Annotated in this window: 23 protein-coding genes; 10 read left to right on the top strand and 13 right to left on the bottom strand. The window is 65.5% G+C overall.

What is annotated here, in order from left to right:
- Positions 1 to 161: 161 nt before the first annotated feature.
- Positions 162 to 494, bottom strand: a complete 333-nt coding sequence (locus BLT40_RS04815; protein ID WP_079519930.1) for a high-potential iron-sulfur protein — start codon at positions 492 to 494, stop codon at positions 162 to 164.
- A 187-nt stretch (positions 495 to 681) separates the two neighbouring features.
- Between BLT40_RS04815 and BLT40_RS04810 the strand changes: the two genes are divergently transcribed.
- The 4 genes from BLT40_RS04810 to BLT40_RS04795 all read left to right on the top strand — a co-directional run bounded on the left by BLT40_RS04810 (position 682) and on the right by BLT40_RS04795 (position 3,866).
- Entirely contained in the window at positions 682 to 1,326 is a 645-nt protein-coding gene (locus BLT40_RS04810) for a methylthioribulose 1-phosphate dehydratase (RefSeq protein ID WP_079520335.1), read from the top strand.
- Positions 1,323 to 1,898, top strand: coding sequence for a 1,2-dihydroxy-3-keto-5-methylthiopentene dioxygenase (locus BLT40_RS04805; RefSeq protein WP_090351850.1), 576 nt, complete (start codon positions 1,323 to 1,325; stop codon positions 1,896 to 1,898). Before BLT40_RS04810 ends, BLT40_RS04805 begins: the two co-directional genes overlap by 4 nt.
- A gap of 209 nt (positions 1,899 to 2,107) precedes the next feature.
- The gene (gene mtnC, locus BLT40_RS04800) at positions 2,108 to 2,791 is read left to right on the top strand and encodes an acireductone synthase (protein ID WP_079519933.1); all 684 of its coding nucleotides are present in this window, start codon (positions 2,108 to 2,110) and stop codon (positions 2,789 to 2,791) included.
- A complete protein-coding gene (locus BLT40_RS04795; RefSeq protein WP_090351847.1) occupies positions 2,775 to 3,866 on the top strand; it encodes a C13 family peptidase in 1,092 nt (363 codons plus the stop codon). The genes mtnC and BLT40_RS04795 overlap by 17 nt, the downstream gene beginning before the upstream one ends.
- Positions 3,867 to 4,010: 144 nt before the next feature.
- On the opposite strand, the gene BLT40_RS04790 is transcribed toward BLT40_RS04795, so the two are convergent.
- The 3 genes from BLT40_RS04790 to BLT40_RS04780 are packed head-to-tail and all read right to left on the bottom strand — an operon-like array spanning position 4,011 to position 6,985.
- Positions 4,011 to 4,814 carry an amidohydrolase gene (locus BLT40_RS04790; RefSeq protein WP_079519937.1) on the bottom strand — a complete coding sequence of 268 codons (804 nt, stop codon included), beginning with the start codon at positions 4,812 to 4,814 and terminating at the stop codon, positions 4,011 to 4,013.
- The gene (locus BLT40_RS04785; protein ID WP_079519939.1) at positions 4,802 to 5,947 is read right to left on the bottom strand and encodes a pyridoxal phosphate-dependent aminotransferase; all 1,146 of its coding nucleotides are present in this window, start codon (positions 5,945 to 5,947) and stop codon (positions 4,802 to 4,804) included. The genes BLT40_RS04790 and BLT40_RS04785 overlap by 13 nt, the downstream gene beginning before the upstream one ends.
- A 9-nt stretch (positions 5,948 to 5,956) precedes the next feature.
- Complete coding sequence (locus tag BLT40_RS04780) at positions 5,957 to 6,985, bottom strand: LysR substrate-binding domain-containing protein (RefSeq protein ID WP_079519941.1); 1,029 nt, start codon at positions 6,983 to 6,985, stop codon at positions 5,957 to 5,959.
- Positions 6,986 to 7,107: 122 nt separating this feature from the next.
- On the opposite strand from BLT40_RS04780, the gene BLT40_RS04775 reads away from it, so the two are divergent.
- A complete protein-coding gene (locus tag BLT40_RS04775; protein WP_079519943.1) occupies positions 7,108 to 7,692 on the top strand; it encodes an FMN-dependent NADH-azoreductase in 585 nt (194 codons plus the stop codon).
- A 67-nt stretch (positions 7,693 to 7,759) separates the two neighbouring features.
- On the opposite strand, the gene BLT40_RS20205 is transcribed toward BLT40_RS04775, so the two are convergent.
- From BLT40_RS20205 to BLT40_RS04750, 6 genes are all read right to left on the bottom strand, one after another.
- The gene (locus BLT40_RS20205; protein ID WP_176167669.1) at positions 7,760 to 7,906 is read right to left on the bottom strand and encodes a hypothetical protein; all 147 of its coding nucleotides are present in this window, start codon (positions 7,904 to 7,906) and stop codon (positions 7,760 to 7,762) included.
- Between the two features lie 230 nt (positions 7,907 to 8,136).
- Positions 8,137 to 9,096, bottom strand: coding sequence for a ribonuclease H-like domain-containing protein (locus tag BLT40_RS04770; protein WP_079519945.1), 960 nt, complete (start codon positions 9,094 to 9,096; stop codon positions 8,137 to 8,139).
- A complete protein-coding gene (locus tag BLT40_RS04765; RefSeq protein ID WP_079519947.1) occupies positions 9,093 to 11,531 on the bottom strand; it encodes a DEAD/DEAH box helicase in 2,439 nt (812 codons plus the stop codon). The genes BLT40_RS04770 and BLT40_RS04765 overlap by 4 nt, the downstream gene beginning before the upstream one ends.
- 76 nt (positions 11,532 to 11,607) lie before the next feature.
- Positions 11,608 to 11,841, bottom strand: coding sequence for a hypothetical protein (locus BLT40_RS04760; protein ID WP_139382604.1), 234 nt, complete (start codon positions 11,839 to 11,841; stop codon positions 11,608 to 11,610).
- Between the two features lie 96 nt (positions 11,842 to 11,937).
- Complete coding sequence (locus tag BLT40_RS04755) at positions 11,938 to 12,177, bottom strand: hypothetical protein (RefSeq protein ID WP_079519951.1); 240 nt, start codon at positions 12,175 to 12,177, stop codon at positions 11,938 to 11,940.
- A gap of 69 nt (positions 12,178 to 12,246) precedes the next feature.
- On the bottom strand, positions 12,247 to 12,660 hold the full coding sequence (locus tag BLT40_RS04750) for a hypothetical protein (RefSeq protein ID WP_139382605.1): 414 nt from the start codon (positions 12,658 to 12,660) through the stop codon (positions 12,247 to 12,249).
- A 153-nt stretch (positions 12,661 to 12,813) separates the two neighbouring features.
- Between BLT40_RS04750 and BLT40_RS04745 the strand changes: the two genes are divergently transcribed.
- Both BLT40_RS04745 and BLT40_RS04740 read left to right on the top strand, forming a co-directional pair.
- A complete protein-coding gene (locus BLT40_RS04745) occupies positions 12,814 to 13,218 on the top strand; it encodes a hypothetical protein (protein WP_079519955.1) in 405 nt (134 codons plus the stop codon).
- Positions 13,219 to 13,256: 38 nt separating this feature from the next.
- On the top strand, positions 13,257 to 13,640 hold the full coding sequence (locus BLT40_RS04740; RefSeq protein WP_079519957.1) for a DNA-binding transcriptional response regulator: 384 nt from the start codon (positions 13,257 to 13,259) through the stop codon (positions 13,638 to 13,640).
- Between the two features lie 3 nt (positions 13,641 to 13,643).
- Here BLT40_RS04740 and BLT40_RS04735 read toward each other — a convergent pair whose 3' ends face one another.
- The gene (locus BLT40_RS04735; RefSeq protein WP_079519959.1) at positions 13,644 to 13,859 is read right to left on the bottom strand and encodes a hypothetical protein; all 216 of its coding nucleotides are present in this window, start codon (positions 13,857 to 13,859) and stop codon (positions 13,644 to 13,646) included.
- An 88-nt stretch (positions 13,860 to 13,947) separates the two neighbouring features.
- On the opposite strand from BLT40_RS04735, the gene BLT40_RS04730 reads away from it, so the two are divergent.
- A complete protein-coding gene (locus BLT40_RS04730) occupies positions 13,948 to 14,634 on the top strand; it encodes an SOS response-associated peptidase (RefSeq protein WP_090351843.1) in 687 nt (228 codons plus the stop codon).
- Between the two features lie 16 nt (positions 14,635 to 14,650).
- On the opposite strand, the gene BLT40_RS04725 is transcribed toward BLT40_RS04730, so the two are convergent.
- Positions 14,651 to 14,989 carry a hypothetical protein gene (locus BLT40_RS04725; protein WP_079519963.1) on the bottom strand — a complete coding sequence of 113 codons (339 nt, stop codon included), beginning with the start codon at positions 14,987 to 14,989 and terminating at the stop codon, positions 14,651 to 14,653.
- Between the two features lie 53 nt (positions 14,990 to 15,042).
- On the bottom strand, positions 15,043 to 15,765 hold the full coding sequence (locus BLT40_RS04720) for a murein L,D-transpeptidase catalytic domain family protein (RefSeq protein ID WP_090351840.1): 723 nt from the start codon (positions 15,763 to 15,765) through the stop codon (positions 15,043 to 15,045).
- Positions 15,766 to 15,907: 142 nt separating this feature from the next.
- Here BLT40_RS04720 and BLT40_RS04715 point away from each other — a divergent pair, with 142 nt between their 5' ends.
- Positions 15,908 to 17,635 carry a L,D-transpeptidase family protein gene (locus BLT40_RS04715; RefSeq protein WP_143025832.1) on the top strand — a complete coding sequence of 576 codons (1,728 nt, stop codon included), beginning with the start codon at positions 15,908 to 15,910 and terminating at the stop codon, positions 17,633 to 17,635.
- Positions 17,636 to 17,750: 115 nt separating this feature from the next.
- Positions 17,751 to 18,482 carry a 2OG-Fe dioxygenase family protein gene (locus tag BLT40_RS04710; protein WP_079519969.1) on the top strand — a complete coding sequence of 244 codons (732 nt, stop codon included), beginning with the start codon at positions 17,751 to 17,753 and terminating at the stop codon, positions 18,480 to 18,482.
- Positions 18,483 to 18,494 lie beyond the last annotated feature (12 nt).

Genomic DNA, 18,494 nt, shown 5'->3' with positions numbered 1-18,494 from the left:
GCTTGGGCTGCATTTTTGCGATTCCCATGATGTGATGGGCTGGAAGGCCGGCTGTGGAGCTGGCCTTTTTCTTTGGCTGAGCCCGGCGAAGCGGTTCGTCGCGCCCACCACAAAAAAAAGCGCCCGAAGGCGCTTTCTCCTTTTCCACCGTCAGGCCGGCATCACATCATCGCGGCGTGCGATACGCACCAGCCCTTGGCGGCCACGGCCTTGCCGGGGAACAGCTGGCATGGGCCCCATGCGGCGCCGGCCTTGCCGCTGTAGAAGTTGCAGTTCATGCAGGCGTCCTTCGGATCCTTCTTGCCAACGGCCTTGCTGCCGTCCTCGACGTATTTCAGCGCCGACGCCGTCGGGTCGCTCGTGGCGAGGTGCGGCAGGTCCTGCGCGTTCGCGAAACGCGGCACCGTCCCGAGGACCGCCGCGGCGGCCACGCCGCCAGCGGCGGCCTTGAGGAAGCGGCGGCGCCCCTCCATGTTCTTATCGTCTTGCGACATTGGTTAACCTCCGTCGATAAAGCAAACCGCGGGCCAGATGGCTCGCATCCAGTTGAAGCGTACGCGATTTGCCAAAATAGCAGTGGTTCGCATTCCGCTCCGCGACGTCTGGTCGCAGCAGACCGGAAAAAAAGTCCGCCTCGGCGTGCGTGATACACTTCATACCCGTTTGGACGTCCAAATCCCCATGTCGAAGACCCTGTCCCACCTCGATCCCGTCCTGCTCGCCGAGCGCGCCGACGCCATCGCCGACGCGGCACGCGAGCTTGCGGCCTTCGGCTGGACCCCGGCGACCAGCAGCAACTTCTCGATGCGGATCGACGACGAGCTCGCCGCCATAACGATTTCCGGCCGCGACAAGGGTCGGCTGGGGCGCGACGACATCATGGTCGTCGACATGGATGGCAAGGCCGTCGGCTCGGACAACCGCCCCTCCGCGGAGACCGGACTGCATACCCAGGTGTATCGCCGTTTCCCTGAAGCCAACGTCGTGCTGCACACGCATTCGCGAACGCAGAGCGTCTGCTCGCGCCTGTTTGCCGACGAGGGCCGTGTGCGCCTCGAAGGCTGGGAGCTGCAGAAGGCCATCACGGGCTACACCACGCATGAAAGCGTGCTCGACATCCCCGTTTTTCCCAATACCCAGCACATGCCCGAACTCGAAGCCCGTGTGGACGCCTGGATCGACTCCGGCAAGCCGCTGCATGCCTACCTGATCAACGGGCATGGCATCTACACGTGGGGCCGGGACATGGCCGAGACGCGCCGTCACCTCGAGGCACTCGAATTTCTGCTGGGCTGCGAACTCGACCTGAGGAGGCTAACCCGATGAGCCGTCTGCGCATCTACGAAGACAACAAGCACGAAGCGCCGGTCGCGGTGCTCGAGAATCATGCCGACATCGCCGCGGCGCTCCATGCGGTAGGCGTGCGCTTCGAGCAGTGGGAAGCCGGCCAGCCGATCGCCCCGGGTGCGACGCAGGACGAAGTCATTGCCGCCTACCGCGCCGACATCGACCGGCTGATGGCGGAAAACGGCTATCGGTCGGTCGACGTCATCAGCCTCAAGCCCGATCACCCCGATCGTGCCGCGTTCCGCCAGAAGTTCCTCAACGAGCACACGCACAGCGAGGACGAAGTTCGCTTCTTCGTCGCGGGTGCCGGTCAGTTCACGCTGCATCTGGACGGCAAGGTCTACGAGGTGCTTTGCGAAAAGGGCGACCTGATCGGCGTACCGGATGGCACGCCTCACTGGTTCGACATGAGCGAGTCGCCCTACTTCGTGGCTATTCGCCTGTTCACCAACACCGAAGGCTGGGTGGCGAACTTCACCGGAACGGACATCGCGGAGCGCTTCCCGCGCATGAACCCGCACGCGTCCGCCGTGCAGACCAGCGAAGCCTGAGTCCTGCCCGCGCCAGGCTTCGGCCGGGGCGCACGACGGCTCTCACCACCTCGCGGATGACCTCCGCGAGGTGGTGGCCGGGGACGGATACCCCGCCTTAGCCGGCAAGCCTGTTAACGTTCCGCGACCTCCCGTGACGCCCGGCCATTCCGCCGGCCCTGGTCGTCGTTTATCCTGCATGGTCTCCCCGCACCGCAGGCTTCCCCCGCATGTCCGATATCCGCGCCGTCCTCACCGACATCGAAGGCACCACCAGCTCGATCGACTTCGTCAAGGACGTGCTGTTCCCGTATGCCCGTCAGCACCTGCCGGCCTACGTGGAAACGCATACGGACGAACCCGAGGTACAGCACTGGCTGCACGAAGCCGCCAAAGAGGCCGGCATCGTCGAGGCGACACGGGGTGAGATCATCGACCTGCTGATTCGCTGGATCGACGAAGACCGCAAGTCCACGGCCCTGAAGGCGCTGCAGGGCATGATCTGGCGTGAAGGTTACGAGTCGGGTGTTTACACCTCCCACATGTATCCCGAAGTGGCGGCACGCCTGCGGGCCTGGCATCAGCAGGGGCTCTCGCTCTACGTGTATTCGTCAGGTTCGGTGCCCGCGCAGAAGCTTCTGTTCGGGTTCACGGAAAACGGCGATCTCACTCCGCTCTTCTCCGGCTACTTCGATACGCAGACGGGTCACAAGCGTGACACGGAGTCGTACCGGAAGATCGCCGAAGCGATCGGCCTGGAACCTGCGCAGGTTCTGTTCCTTTCCGACATCCGCGAAGAACTCGACGCCGCCCGCGATGCCGGCATGCGCACCACCCACCTCATCCGTCCGCCGCTTCCGCTGGTGGACGCCGGCCACCCCGCCGTGACGGATTTCGATGCCATCATTCCTTGATCCGCGCCGACGCACGGCGATCTGCGTGCTGGCCGCGTTCGCGGTCGGCGTGCTGGGGACCGTAGGCGTCCTTCGTTTCGGGCCTGCTCCCGTGACGACGCGAACCGTCGCCGCTGTCTCCGCGCGCGGGGTTGCGCCGGCGCCCGTTGCGACGACCGCCGGGCCGGCCAGGCCGGCAAGCACGTCCGCTCCTGCGACAGCGACAGCGACAGCGACAGCGAACGACGATACCGACGACGATCAGCCCGTCGAGCTCGACGCGAGCGCATGGCCAGACGATGCTCCCACGCCAGAGCAGGTTTTCTCCGCACAGCCCGATCGGGTCAGGGCATCGCTGGCCAGGCTGGCGAAGCGTCGACCGGGGAAGACCAACGTCTACGCCATCGCTTTCGCGGGCGACGGCTCCGAGGACGTGTTCCGCAACGAGGCCGAATACCTGGATCGCCTGATGACGAAGCGGTTCGCCAGCCCGGGGCATACGCTGGTGCTGGAGAACAATCCGGCAACGCTGTCGACCTACCCACTCGCCAGCTGGACCAACCTCGAGGCCGCCCTGACCGGTCTGTCGAAGGTGATGGACCCGAAGGAAGACGTGTTGCTGCTCTATGTCGCGACCCACGGCGGCAGCGACCACTCCCTGCTCGTGGATATGGACCCGATTCCGCTGGATCAGCTCGACGTCGACGACCTTGCCGATATCTTCGCCAGGCACCCGTTCCGCTGGAAGGTCGTGGTGGTCAACGCGTGCTACTCCGGCGGCTTCGTCCCGAAGCTGCGCGGCGAAGGCACCCTGGTCATGACCTCGGCGCGCACCGACCGCACCTCGTTCGGCTGCGGCGCCGACTCGGACATCACCTACTTCGGCCGTGCCTGGCTCACCGACGGACTGAATGCCACCAGCGATTTCGTGGAAGCCTTCGGTAAGGCGAAGACGGAGATCGCGGCGTGGGAAAAAAAGGATTCGCTCGAGGCGTCGGAGCCGCAGATCGACGTCGGTGAGGGCATCGAAGAAAAGCTGGCAGCGTGGCGGAAGGGCCTCAAGGCGGGGCCGGTAGTTCCGTTCAGCGCAAGGTAGGAGCGCGCCCCGCGCGCGGCCGGGGCGCGCCCCGCGCGCGGTAGGAGCGCGCCCGCGCGCGGTAGGAGCGCGCCCCGCGCGCGAAAAGCCAACGAAGCGCCGACGCCGAACCCCATCGCGCGCAAAGCGCGCTCCTACATCCAGTCAGACCGACACGTCCAGAGAAAACCGATCCGCGTCCATCCACGCAGGAAACCGCTCGCGGTGCGCCTGCAACGGCTTTGGATCGAGCACAAGGGTGACCACCTGCTCCTGCGGCCCCAGTTCGATCAATGGCTCGCCCACCGGATCGATGATCGCGCTGTCGCCGGCGTACGGATGGTCGTTACCGTCCACACCGACGCGATTCACGCCGATTACGTAGGCCAGGTTCTCGATCGCCCGTGCACGCAGCAAGGTGCGCCACGGCTGACGACGCGGCGCCGGCCAGTTCGCGACGAACAGCGCGAGGTCGTAATCCATGCCGCCCGCGGCTGCCTCACGACGACCGTTGCGCAGCCACACCGGAAAGCGCAGGTCGTAGCAGACCTGCGGAAGAATACGCCACCCCTTGAGTTCCACGATCAGGCGCTCGTTACCGCCACCGTAGCGCGTGTGCTCGCCCGCCATGCGGAACAGGTGTCGCTTGTCGTAGTAAGCCAGCGAGCCGTCGGGCGACGCCCAGATCAGCCGGTTGAAGACCGTCTCGCCTTCGCGGATCACCAGACTGCCGGTGACCGTGGCATTCACCTCGCCGGCCAGCGAGCGCATCCACGCGACGCTCGCGCCGTCCATGGTCTCGGCATTGCCGAGCGTATCGTTGGTGAAGCCCGACAGGAAGGTTTCCGGCAGGACGAAGAGGTCGCTCCGCGCGGCGCCGCGTACCAGGGCGCCGTAATACTCGCGGTTAGCCGCGGCGTCGTGCCAGCGGGTCGCACCCTGGACAAGCGTGACGGTCAGAGTTTGCACAGCAGCTCCGCGGCGGCTTCCATGGTGGCGTCGTTCTTCGCGAAGCACAGCCGGACCAGCCGCGTGTCCGGGGCGCTTTCGTAGAACGGGCTCAGCGGAATGGCGGCGACACCGCCCTCGCGCACGAGCCATTCACTGAAATTAATGTCGTCGAGATCGCGGATCGCGCTGTAATCGACCAGCTGGAAGTATCCGCCCGGCACGTCCAGCAGCTTCAGTCGCGACGGTGCGAGCAACTCGCGAAAACGATCGCGCTTGGCCTGATAGAAGGCCGGAAGCTCGAGGTAATGCTCAGGCGTGGACTCGAGGAACTCCGCAAACGCCTGCTGCGCCGGATTGAAGGTGCAGAAGGTCAGGTACTGGTGCACCTTGCGGAACTCGGCGGTCAGCGCCTTCGGCGCGATGGCATAGCCGACCTTCCAGCCGGTGCAGTGATATGTCTTGCCGAACGACGACACGACGATGCTCCGCGTGGCGAGTTCCGCATGGCGCAGCACGCTCTGATGCTCGGCGCCATCGAACACGATGTGCTCGTAGACCTCATCGGACAGCACCACGATGCCGGAGTCGAGCACGATGGACGCGAGCTCGTCGAGATCGGCGCGAGAGAGCACCGCACCCGACGGGTTATGCGGCGAATTGATCAGGATCATGCGCGTCTTCGGCGTGATCGCATCGCGAACCCGCTGCCAGTCGATACCGAAGGACGGCAACGTCAGCGGAATATGCACCGCCGTCGCGCCCTGCAGTTCGATGGCCGGCTCGTAGCTGTCGTAGCACGGATCGAAGACGATGACCTCGTCACCGGCGCGCACGACGGCGGCGATGGCCGAGAACAGCGCTTCGGTGGCACCGGAGGTGACCGTGACTTCCGTATCGGGACTGACGCGGTGGCCGTAGAGTCGCTCGGTCTTCAGGGCGATCTGCTCGCGCAGCTTCGGGATACCGACGCCCGGCGCATACTGATTTTTGCCCTCGGCCATGGCGCGCGTGACCGCGTCGCGCAGTGCCTCCGGTGGCTCGAAATCGGGAAAACCCTGCCCCAGATTCACCGCCTTATGTTCCAGCGCGAGCTGGCTCATGACACTGAAAATCGTCGTACCGACCTTGGGAAGCTTGGTTTCGAGCTGCATTGAACGCCCTTATTCGTTTGGACGGCCAAATGCCGCCGAATGATCCGATCCTAACATGCGCGCCATCTGCAGCGCCCCTGCCTGGGCGGGATTGCCCGCCACCGTCTCGCATTCCTTATGGAAGTCCGAGCGAGCCTTGGGCAGGCGTTCGGCGAGGAAGTCGACGAAACTGCGGATCGCCGGCAGCAGGCCACGCCGGCTCGGGTAGACGAAGTGCAACGTGCCCTGCGCGGTGGTGTAATCCGGAAGCACCCATTCCAGCTGACCGTTGGCGATCAGCGGCCCGCAATACTCCTCGGGCAGCAAGGCCACACCGCAGCATTGGACGGCGGCGGCGATCAGCACCGAAAAATCGCCGCTGACCAGACGCGGCTTTACTTCGACAGCGGCCTTCTTGCCGCTGGCATCGACCATCTCCCACACCTGCGCACCCTCGTGCTCGAACATGGACAGCGCCGGCACCTGGGCGAGATCGTCCAGCGTCTTCGGCCGGCCGTAGCTGTCGAGAAACTTCGGACTCGCCACGAGCAGGCTGCGCGCATAGCCGATGCTGCGAAGGACCAGCGTGGCGTCGCTGTCCAGCTTTTCGCGCACGCGGATCGCCACGTCGAAGCCCTCACCGATCAGGTCGACCCGGCGATTGGTCGCGGTAACGCGGACCTGGACCTTGGGGTGCTCGAGCAGAAAAGCCGGCAGCATCGGGCCCAGTACGTTCTGGGCAAGGGAGATCGGGCAGCTGACGCGGACCACGCCACGGGGTTCCGTGCGCAGTTCGTCCACCGCATCCTGTGCGGCGCGGGCCTCTTCGAGGACGGCGCGGCAGTGCTGGTAGAAGCGTTCGCCGATCTCGGTGACGACGAAGCGGCGCGTGGTGCGCTGTAACAGCCGGACTCCCAGACGGTCTTCGAGCTGGGCGATCCGCTTGCTGAGGCGCGACTTGGGGATACCCAGGGCCCGCCCCGCCGCCGAAAAACCCCCGTGCTCCACCACCGAGGCGAAGAAATAGAGGTCGTTGAGGTCCTGCAGCGCGCCTTCCATCGGGGAGTCCGTCGTTTCTCGTTTAGAACAATCAGTCTACCTCACGCCGACTAATCAAGGCATTGTGCGCAGGGTAACTTGTCGGCATACCGCCACGGCGGCCCCTGTCGAGGAATCTGTCCATGAAACTCCTGCATATCGATGCCAGCGCGCTGGGCGCCCACTCGGTCTCCCGCGGCCTGACCGCGGCGATCGTCGCCGAATTCGTCGCCAACCATCCCGGTGTCGAAGTCACCTATCGCGACGTCCACGCCGAACCGCTGCCGCACTGGGCTTTGCCGTCCGGCGAAAACGATCCGCAGGCCGCCGAAGGCGCCAGGGTGATGGAGGAGTTCCTGGCCGCCGACGTCGTGGTCGTCGGCGCGCCGATGTACAACTTCTCCATCAGCAGCTCGCTCAAGGCCTGGATCGATCGCATCACGGTCGCCGGCAAGACCTTCCGTTACACGGCGACGGGGCCCGAAGGCCTGGCCGGCGGCAAGCGAGTCATCGTGGCGTCCTCGCGCGGCGGCATCTACAGCCCTGGCAGCCCTGCGGCGGCCATGGATTTTCAGGAGCCTTACCTGAAGGCGTTGTTCGGCTTCCTCGGCGTGACCGATCTCGAGTTCGTCCGCGCGGAAGGCATCGCCATGGGCGACGATCACAAGACCCAGGCGATCGGCGGCGCGATGGCCGGCATCGGCGGCCTGCTGCGCAAGGCCGCCTGATAGCATCGCGGTACCTTGCTTCCGGGTAACAAAAAGGCCGCGCATCGCAGGATGCGCGGCCTTTCTGTCAGGAGCCCTGCTTACCGGGCTTGTCGTTGGGCATGTTCTGCGACTCTTTAGGATGCCCCTCGCCGGGAACCGAGGGGGTGCCGTTCGATGGCTTCGGATTGTCCTCGCGGTAACCGGGTGTCGGTTGCTTACTGTCGTTGCTCATTGTCGGTACCTCCGGATCGGTGGCGCTGCTGACACGCGGCGTGCCCACATTCGCAGCCGGCGCCTCCCATTTGGCTTTCGGACGCCATGCGGCAACTCTCGCTGCAGAAGTCCCTGGACACCGGCACATGGCAGTTACAGCCGGCGTGATCGCAGGGTTTCGTGGCTTCGTTCATGACGCGAACTCCTCACCGCATGGTTGATCGTCATCGAGCCTGCGCGGCCCGGCGTCTATTTTTTGTAATCGGCCAGCGAAGCCGCCAATGCGTCCTTCTCCGCCCAGCCATGCGCCTCGATCAGCAGGCCGCTGAGGCTGCGTACGTCCTGCAGGTTGTGATCGGCGACGCGGACCAGGTCCGTCGATGCGCCCCCACGCAGGTAGGAGAGCCACGCACGCGGTGCTTCAGACCCCGGCAGGTCGTCTTCGCGGACGATGCGCAACAGCCGGCGCTCGGCCGTCTGCATCTTGCAGTTCTCCCAGTCCTGCCGGTAGCGCCGTCGCATCGGGTGCAGCAGGTCGACATGCGTCAGGCCGGACAAGGGATTCGCGAGGCGGGCAAGCCGGTAACGCGTGGCGAGCAAGGGTGCGTCGTACGACTTGCCGTTGTAGCTGACGAGTACCGTATGCGGATCGATCCACTCGGAGAACGCCTTCAGCATCGCCGTCTCCGCGGCCATGGTCGTGATGTAGAGCTGACGCACACGCAGCGCGCCGTCGTGCCAGTCGGCGGCGCCGATCATGAAAGCGCGTGTACCCGTTCCGCCGGCCAGGCCCGTGGTTTCCGTGTCGAAGTGCAGCAGATGCTCGCGTCGCGCCGTGGCGAGACGCGCGAAGGTCAGGTCGAACTCGGCAGGCGGTTCGGACGAGGCGAAACGCTGCTCGAGAAGACGGAGGCCGGGGGACAGCTCATCGCCGGGAACGTCACGGGTGTACGAGCGTAAAGGAGCGCGCGGCTGGCTGACGCGCTCGCGTACGCCGGCCATGCGGCGCAGCGCGGCCAGATCGATACCGGGGCGAGGTGCTTTCGCCGGCAGGGTCGGCTCCCGGCGGGCCGTCTGACCCGATGGCCCGGACGAAGCATCCGCGGCGGAGCGGCTTCTGGCGGGGGCCGATCCTGTCGGCGATGGCCCGGATTCGCGAATGCCCGCCTGCTTCCTCAGCGCCCGCAGCCGCGCAGCCAGATCACTCATGCATCGCCACCGATCCGCGCATCCGCCCCCAGCAACCTCAGCACACGAGCCGTCAGCGCACGTGGCGTGTTTTCCCCACGCGCTTCGTCCGCCGCCAGTACGGGTCCGACACAGGCGGGACAGCCCGCTTTGCACTCGCAGCCTTCAACGGTCGCCAGCGCATGCCGGAGCAGCTCCGACGAGCGATGGAACAACGGCTCGCTGAGGCCGACGCCGCCGGGAAAGTTGTCGTACAGATAGACGGTGGGCAGGAACCGCTCGAGCGCGTCCGGCAGCGCGATGCCTCCATCAGGCGCATGGATCTGCCCGCGACCGGAGGAATCCACCTGCGCGGACCATCCACCGTCACCTGAACCGACGGCTTTCTGCAGGTCGCGCGCCTCCGCCATGACCGCGACGATGGCCGAGGTATGCAACGCATACGCCGCACCCAGAAATCCATCCAGGGCGTGCTGACGCGAACGGAACGCTTCGTCCAGCACCGTCTGCGGCAACTGCCACCACACCGCGGTGGAATGCAGTTCCTGATCGGGCAGGTTCACCGGACCGTAGCCGATGTTCTCGTGCGTGTAGTAACGAATCTTCTTGTAACCCGATACCCGGCGCACCACGTGCACCTCACCGTGACGGGCGCTGCCCTGCCCCGCCTTGCTGCCGTCGAAACACTCCAGCTCCTTGAGCTTGGTGTAGTCGATGGCGTCGGTGTAGTAGTCGACCCTCGTCCGCGTGCAGTACGCCTTGCGCCCTTCCCAGTCGAGCTTCTCGACCTGGTAGGGCACCGACTGGATCATGTGGATCGCACCCTCGTAGAGCGTCAGAGCGGCGGCGGAATAGTCGACCTCGGCAATGATCGTCTGGCGACCCTCCGTCCGGTCGACGACGACGAAATTGCCGTCCGCGACCGAGCGCAGGCTCACCGCGTTCGCCGGGTAGGAGTCGGCGATCCATTCCCAGCGGTCACCCTCGCGATGCAGCACCTCCGACTCGGCGAGCACCGTGAGATAGGGCTCCGCGTCATCGGGACCGAAGGTATCCCCGGCGAGAAAAGGCAGCTCGAACGCGGCGCAACGGATGTGGTCGAGCAGGATGAGCGGCTGGTCCGGCTGGATGCGTGCGTGCTCGGGCGTCGCTTCGGTCAGGAAGGCCGGGTGCCGCATGAGGTACTGGTCCAGCGGCGCACTGGTCGCGACGAGCACGCCCAGAGACGGCTGCTGGCGGCGCCCGGCACGACCGAAGCGCTGCCAGGTCGCCGCGATGGAACCCGGATACCCGTTGAGGACGACGGCGTCGAGGCTGCCGATGTCGACACCCAGTTCGAGCGCGGAGGTCGACACGATGCCATCCACATCGCCGGCTCGCATCGCGCGCTCGACTTCACGCCGCTCGGTCGGGAGATAGCCGCCCCGGTAGGCGCGGATGCGGGCGGGCTTGCGGGTGTCGTGATCGAAGACGTCCTTCAGATACTTGGTCAGCACCTCGACCATCAGGCGTGACTGGGCGAACACCAGCGTTTTCATTTTCGCCTTGATGGCGACGCGGGCGATCAGGTTGGTCTGCGAGCGCGCCGACGCCCGCAGGCCCAGGTCCGGATTGATCACCGGCGGATTCCAGAGCAGCACGTGCTTGTCACCACTGGGCGCACCGCTGGACGAGATGGTGACCACCTCGTCCTCGATCAGCGCCTGCGCGTGCTCCGTGGCGTTGCCGATGGTGGCCGAGCAGAGGACGAACTGCGGCGTGACACCGTAGAAGGCGCAGATCCGCTTCAGCCGGCGCAGCACGTTGGCCAGATGCGAGCCGAACACGCCCCGGTACGTGTGGATCTCATCGATCACCACGTAACGCAGATTCTCGAAAAACTGCGCCCACTTGGTGTGATGCGGGAGGATCGCCTGGTGGAGCATGTCGGGATTGCTGACCACTACGTCGCCATGCAGGCGGATGGCCTGCCTCGCGTCGCCCGGCGTGTCGCCGTCGAAGGTAAACGCCTTGACGCCCAGGTCGCCCGCCCGGTTGATGTCGAGCAGTTCGGCGACCTGGTCCTGCGCCAGCGCCTTGGTCGGGAAGAGATATAACGCCTTGCCGCCGGTCTCCAGAACCGAGGAAATCACCGGCAAGGTGTAGCAGAGCGTCTTGCCCGATGCGGTCGGCGTGGCCACGAGCACGTTACGCCCGGCACGCGCGGCCTCCCAGGCTTCCTGCTGGTGGCTGTAGAGGCGTTCGATGCCCCGGACGGTGAGTGCTCTCGAGAGTCCGTCGGGCAGGTCGGCAGGCAAGGGGACGAAACTCCCCTCCCGTCCGAACACGGTGAACGCCGTGGCGACCCGGTCGCCGTACTTGTCGGTAAGGCGACTGGCGAGCGTACGCCCATCGTGGCTCGTGGCGAGCACCGAATCGGCTTCGTCGGTACGTCGGGATTGAAGGTAGGCGGCCATGAGGGCATCCGGACAGGGAGGCGCCTCTTATCGCTTTCCGCGATCTCATATCCTGAGACGGAGGAAAGAAAAGCCCTCAGACGGGACCAGCGCCCTCCACCTCAGCCGCCTGCCACCGTCCGGACTCATCCTCGATCTTGATGTCGACCTGCTGGCCCGACTGCGCACGCAACGCCGCAGTCAGGCTCACCGCGTGGCGCAGCGCGTCTTCGCGCGTCGGGTACTGGCCGACCAGCTCGGCATTTCGACGCAGGATCCAGGGACCCCGCGTGGACGCATTGAATGGGACGTAGAGGGTGGTGTGCTGCAAGGTCGGCTCCGCCTGAAGGGGCCGGAGGCCCATGCGGCGAAGCTAGGCGGACAGCCGTCGTGGCCGCGTTATGGCGGAGTCGCCGGAACAGTCACGTCACTGCGTCAATGCGCCACGCGAGGCATTGAGCCAGTCGGCGTGCCTGACGCCCCGCTCCATCGCGGCATCGACGGCGACGCGCTCGTCGTCGAACTCGTCCAGGAGGGTGATCATCACGAAATCGCGGGGGCCCGCGCTCACGGCGGGCTCCACGATGTAGGCGGCTTTCCAGACGCCGGCCAGGGTTCGCAGGGTGCGGACCTCCACGGAATACTGACCCACGGTACGTCGATGCACGGAACACCCCCTTGCCGATGTCGCGGCGACGTGATGATTCTTGCGCCTCCGCGACGGCAATGGCAAGCGTTATGCCTTAGGCGGAGCCTGCACGCCGAGTCCCCGACCGCTGGCCGGAATCGAGAAGTTCTTCGTTTCGCCCTGCCCCACACTGGCGTCGACGTCGACGCGATCGGCCGAACACGACCCGTGCGGAAGAAGGCTCAGCTTCCGCGTACCGGAGGGCACGCGAAGCACCAGCTGCTCGCCGATCTCCATATCCGCCACAGCCTTGTCGTCGAGATAGATGGCGCTCGAGCACCCGGCGCCCCAGAGGCCCTGGTCGCGCACGATATTCAGCGTGGCATCGCCGTCCGCCGGAGACTGATTGGCGAATACCGTGCTGGACGGAACGTCGTGAATACCGACGTGGCGCTCGTTCTGGGTCGCGCAGCCGGAGATGAGCACGACGCTGGCGAGCCCGGCAATGAAGAAATGGCGCATGGAGAGAGCCTCGTTGATGAATGTGAAGAGCATTGGTTTCGTGACGTCGACGCTCGGTGAACGGGCGCCGTCCACTGACGGATCGTGCACATCCGACGCCGAACAATCGCGCGCCCCTATCGCTCACTATCATCGTCCAGGAGAAATACCTCAATGGCCAGCCGCGACTGGATCGACATCGACTCGTTTGAGGCCGTGGACGATACCGAGCAATTCGACCGCCCCGAGATCCCGCGCGTGGAAGCCGTTCTTTCCGGCGCTCCCGAGCGCGAGTGGCAGCAGTTCTTCCTCGTGCGCGCCCGGGAGCTGGAACAGACCCACCCCGGCTTGCGTATGGAGATCCTGGCCGACCGCCTGGGCTTCCACACGCGGGCCGCGTCGGCCGAGGAGACCTGTCGCCTTGTCCACGCGACCGTGCAGGGCACGAACCAGGACTTCGCGGCTCAGAAGGTGGCGGAGGAAAAGCGGATTGCCGACCGGAACGACGAAGTCCGCGACCTGATGGCGCGGATGAAAACGATCAACGCCAACTGGCCGCCCGACGCGTCGCAAAGCTGACTCTCCCGCGCGGCGCGCGCGCGGGATAGAATCGCGCCATGAATGACTTCGCCAGCCAGCCAGCTCTGGTGTTCGACCGTGCCGCCATGGTCGCCGAGACCGTGGCCATGGTTCTCAGCGACGCGGGCTACGACGCACGCGGCGTCGTGACGTACCGGGCGGCGAAGCAGGCCTTCAATGAGATGGACGACCTGGCCTTGCTGGTCATCCATGCCGATACGCCAGGCGAAAGACGCGGAAGCGTCCTTTTGCAGGCGACGCTGCGCGAACGCCCCTCCACCGCCATCGTCGTCATTTCCAGCCGGCTCCCACAGGACCTCGCGCCGTTTCCGCGCACAGCCGTCTTTCTGGAAAAGCCCTTCGACCGTGCCCAGTTGCTCGACGCCGTGGATCGCGCGCGCAACGCCCGTCCGGTCGCCTGAGCCTTACTCCTCCATCCCGATGAGCTTTTCGATGTCGTCGATGGCGAACCGGCGCGCGGCGCGCTGCCGCTCACGGCGGCCCATGGCCTGGCAGGCGGGGCCCAGCGGTCGCGCCCGACGGAGCCGCCCGTCCCTGCTTATCCGATAACCTTCGGTGTCGTACTCCACGAGGTAAGTAGCCTGCTGGCCCAGCGTGCGCTGATAACGGACCGATTCCATAGTTCCTCCGATCGACGCTCGTCACTCCCGGTCGTCGATCGAAGCAGCATAAACATCAAGATCACGAGAAATCGGTAGGCTCATCGGCATGTGCGGACGCTATGCCACCTTCGGCCCTGCCACCCTGTCACGACAGGGTCGCGACGTACTGGAGCGGCTCGAGCTCGATCTGACCAGCGAAATCAACCAGCGCGACGACCGGTTCAATATCGCTCCCACCCAGCGGGCACTGATCGTCACCGCCGGCGATGGCCGCGCCGACATCGGACCCGGTCGCTGGGGGCTCATACCCTCATGGGCCCGGGACGCCTCGATCGGTGCGAAGACGATCAACGCCAGGCGTGAAGGCCTTGCCGAAAAACCTGCGTTCCGTGCGGCGGTCAGACGGCGTCGCTGTCTGGTGCCCGCCTCCGGTTACTACGAGTGGACCGGCGAAAAAGGCAGCAAGCAGCCATACTTCATCCAGGCCGCCGATGGCGAGCTGCTTCTGTTCGCGGGGCTGTGGGAAGTGTGGCGGGGACCGGATGGCGAGCCGCTACGCAGCTTCACCATCGTGACCGGCGAGCCGGGCAAGGTCACGGGCGACGTGCACGATCGTCAGCCCGTCATGCTGGCACCGGAGGCGTGGGAGGACTGGCTCTTCGCGCCCCTCGAACCGGCACTTGAAGCCCTCGGCTCGGCGGCCGGGCCGGACCTCGTCTTTCATCCGGTCGGCAAGCGCGTCGGCTCACCGAAAAACGATGGGCCCGAACTGGTCGAGCCCATCGTCATCTGATGCCTGGCGACCGCGCTTACAGGCAGGAGATGGCCTCTTCGCGATAGCGGCCGTCGTAATCGCCGCCCTTCACCTTCTGAATTTCGTACATCACTACCTGGGCACCCGCACCGCTGGCGGTCACATCAAGGCGCTCATGCTTGCCGTTGTCGTTCGCGGTGACACGGCCCTCGTCGTCCTTGGCGTTACCCTTCGCGTCCTTGGTGAGTGCCTGCCACTTCGGTTCGACGCACTGCACATAGGCCGTGACACTCTTGCCCGTCTTGCTGCTGAGCTTGGGCAGGGTATCGGTCATGCCGCTGGTGGCGCAGCCGGCCAGGACGACACAGGCAGCGATCGCAAGAACGTGTTTCATGCTCGATTCCACGGTTAGGGTCCGGGAATTCTAGCGCGACCAGGGAGGGAGGATCAGATCCCGGCGCGCGCGACGGTGTTGGCTTCCACTTTGGCAAGCTGGCCGTTGCTGCATTTCAGGTAATGGGAAGAGGCCAGCCAGCGTTGGTCGGGGTAGTACGAAAAGACCATCTGACCACCCTTCAGCGCGTCGATCAGCTTGTGTGCGATGGCCGTGCGAACGGCGGGACAACCCCAGCTGCGACCGATACGACCGGCGACTTTCGCCATCGCCTCATTCACATAGGCGGCGCCATGAATCACGATGGCCCGCGCGAGTGCCTGATCGTTGACGCCGGGCTCCAGGCCCGACATGCGCAGGGAATACCCGTTCTTCCCCATGTACGTATCCGACGTACGGAAGAGGCCGATGCTGGATGCGAGGCTTTCGGGCGCATTGGAGAATTTCGTGGCGTTGGCGTCGCCACTGTTCTTGCCGTGCGCGACCAGTTCCTGAAACAGCAGCTTCCTGTTCACCGTATCGAATACCCAGAGACGCGGCTGCGACGACGGCTTCGAGTAATCGATCACCGCCAGGCGATCCGACGGCGCCCCGCCCTGTGTCTGCGCACACTCCGCCGCCTTGACCGCGAGACCGATCACCTTCGGATCGGCGGAGGGAGCGAGATGAGCCAGAGCGTCACCGAGGGAGTCGGCGGCCTGGGCCTGCGCGGGAAGAAAAAACAGTGCGCCAAGGAGTGGCGCCGACGCCAGAAGCGTCCGAAACGATCGAATCATGCGACCAGCCGGATGAAGTACGACGGGCCATCCTAACGCGCTGATCATTTATTGACCACAAAGCCGTCACATCTCTGCCATTCATATATGTGAAATGCTTAAGTAAAGCCCGCCGTTCCACCGGAAGCGATAGATAATGACTATGGAAGCCAGATTTCGCAGCGCCGCGCTCCTCGCGTGGTCGCTTTTTCCGCTCGCCGCCGCGGCGGGCCCGCAGGTGCATCCGGCGACGGCGGCATCGGGCGCGTCGCCGCCGCCCATCGTCGCGCCCGACCCCGCAACGGCGGCGTCCACCCCTGCCCCGCCAGCCATCGACGATCCCGTCGCCCAGGCCATTTACGCACGCGTCCAGCAGATGGCGCCGATCCAGGGCAGCCCGATTTCGCGGCAGGACGCCGCGCTCGGTAAGGCACTCGCCGACTTCTACATGCAGCGCCACTACACCGCGGCATGGACGGACGACAGCAATGTCCAGCAACTGCTCGGGGGCCTCGCCTCGGTCGACGCCGATGGGCTTCTTCCCGAGGATTACCACCTCAGCGAGCTGAAGGCGCTTGCCGAATCCCCCGACCGCGCCAGCGCCACGCCCGAGAAGAAGGCCGACTTCGACATGGCCGCGAGCAGCGCTTACATCACCGCGCTCGTTCAGTTGGCCCGCGGCAAGGTCGACCCCGTCCGGCTCGATCCGACCTGGAACTTCGATGCCGCCGCCATCGATCCTCAACAGGGTATGTCGATGCTGCAGACATCGGTCGATGAGCGCAGTGTCGACCAGGCATTCGCCATGGCGAGGCCGCAAAACCCGCTCTACGCCAAACTGCGCGATGCACTGGCGCAGCTGCGAACCACCGCCGCGCAGGGCGGATGGCCCGGCGTCCCCGAGGGCCCGACGCTCAAGCCCGGCATGAAGGACGCCCGCGTCGAAGCCTTGCGCGCCCGCATGGTGGCTGGCGGCTATCTCGATCCGACGCTCGCCCATGGACACCACTTCGACAACGCGCTGGCGGACGCGGTCAAACGCTTTCAGGCCGATCAGTATCTCGATGCTGATGGCAGTGTGGGCGCCGGCACGCTGGCCTCGCTCAACGTCCCCGTGCAGGACCGTATCAGTCAGGTCCGCGCCAATCTCGAGCGCGCACGCTGGCTGCTGCATTCACTGCAGGGTACGTTCGTCGTCGTCGATGTCGCCGGCTACAAGATCAGCTTCTACCGCGACGGAAATCCCGTATGGAAGTCGCGTGTGCAGGTCGGCAAGCCCTACCGAAGCACGCCGATCTTCCGGTCGCAGATCACCTACGTCACGTTCAACCCGACGTGGACCGTGCCGCCCACGATCCTGAAGAACGACGTGCTCCCCAAGATCCGCAGCAACCCGTCGTACCTCGCCAACAACCGTATCCGCGTGCTCGACAGCGCCGGCAACGTGGTGGCGGCATCCAGCGTCAACTGGGCCAACCCGCGCGGGATCACACTGCGGCAGGACGCCGGCCCGGGCAACTCGCTGGGACAGGTGGTGATCCGGTTCCCGAACTCCTTCGCGGTGTACCTGCACGACACGCCGCACCAGGAGCTGTTCTCCAGGGCCAAGCGCGACACGAGTTCCGGCTGCATCCGCGTCGAGCATCCTCTCGACCTGGTCGAGCTGCTGTTCAACGATCCGGACAAGTTCAGCCGTCAGGCGATCGACGAGCGCATCGCGACGAAGAAGACGCAGAACGTCACCTTGCCCACCGCGGTGCCCGTGCTTCTTGCCTATTGGACCGTGGACATCGCCGACGACGGCAAGCTCAGCTACAAGCCCGACATCTACGATCGCGACGGGCCGCTGGTCGCCGCACTGGACAAGCCGCAACCGCTACGTGCGCCCTGAGCCGGGAGTGCATCCGCATCGTGTCGGACCGGAACGCGCCTGACAGATATCGGTAAGGCATCCGGGGCCGTTTGCCGCACGGCGCAAGCAAGGGTCCCGGTCGTATACTGTGTGGATGAACCCCTCTCCCACCGCGACCGAGACGACCTTACACGACCAGGTTCGGGATGACGGCTTCGCCTTCGTCCAGGGAGACGACATGCGGGAGCTGGTGTCGAACATCGCACCGCTCGCCGACTGGGACACCTTCCGTGCGAGCTGGGACGCCCTGGAGCCCGACACCTATCTGGCCGCGACAGGGCGCTTTCGCCGACGTCGCCATGCCGTCTATGCCGCCTCGCGCTTCGGTCATGTCGAGCAGCGCCCGCATCAGGCGCATTTCCAGACGCTGGCTTACAACACGTTGCAGGGCGACATCGCCCGCTGGTTCGAGCCGGTGCTTCCGGAGATCGCCGGGGGAGCGACGCTGCGTGCGATCCTCGAATTCTGCCGCGACTTCTTCGGTGGCTTGTCGCCGGAGATCGAGCAGTGGCACGTCGAAGTCCATCAGTTTCGGATCGAAGCCACGGCCGGTGCCGCCGGTGAACCGACTCCCGAAGGCAGCCATCGCGATGGCGTCGACTACGTTCTGGTCCTGCTGGTCGACCGCGAGAACATCGCTCGCGGCACGACGACCATCCACGCACCCGATGGCACGTCGCTGGGCGAGTTCACTCTCGCCCGCCCGCTGGATGCCGCGTTGATCCACGACCCCAGAGTGTTTCACGGCGTGACGCCGGTGACGCCGCTGGATCCGGGTCAGGCGTCGCATCGCGATGTTCTGGTCGTGACATTTCGCGCCGCCTGATTCATCCACCGT

It is taken from the genome of Dyella sp. 333MFSha, assembly GCF_900102405.1.
GTDB lineage: Bacteria > Pseudomonadota > Gammaproteobacteria > Xanthomonadales > Rhodanobacteraceae > Luteibacter > Luteibacter mycovicinus.
This window is presented reverse-complemented; position numbering and strand designations above follow the sequence as displayed.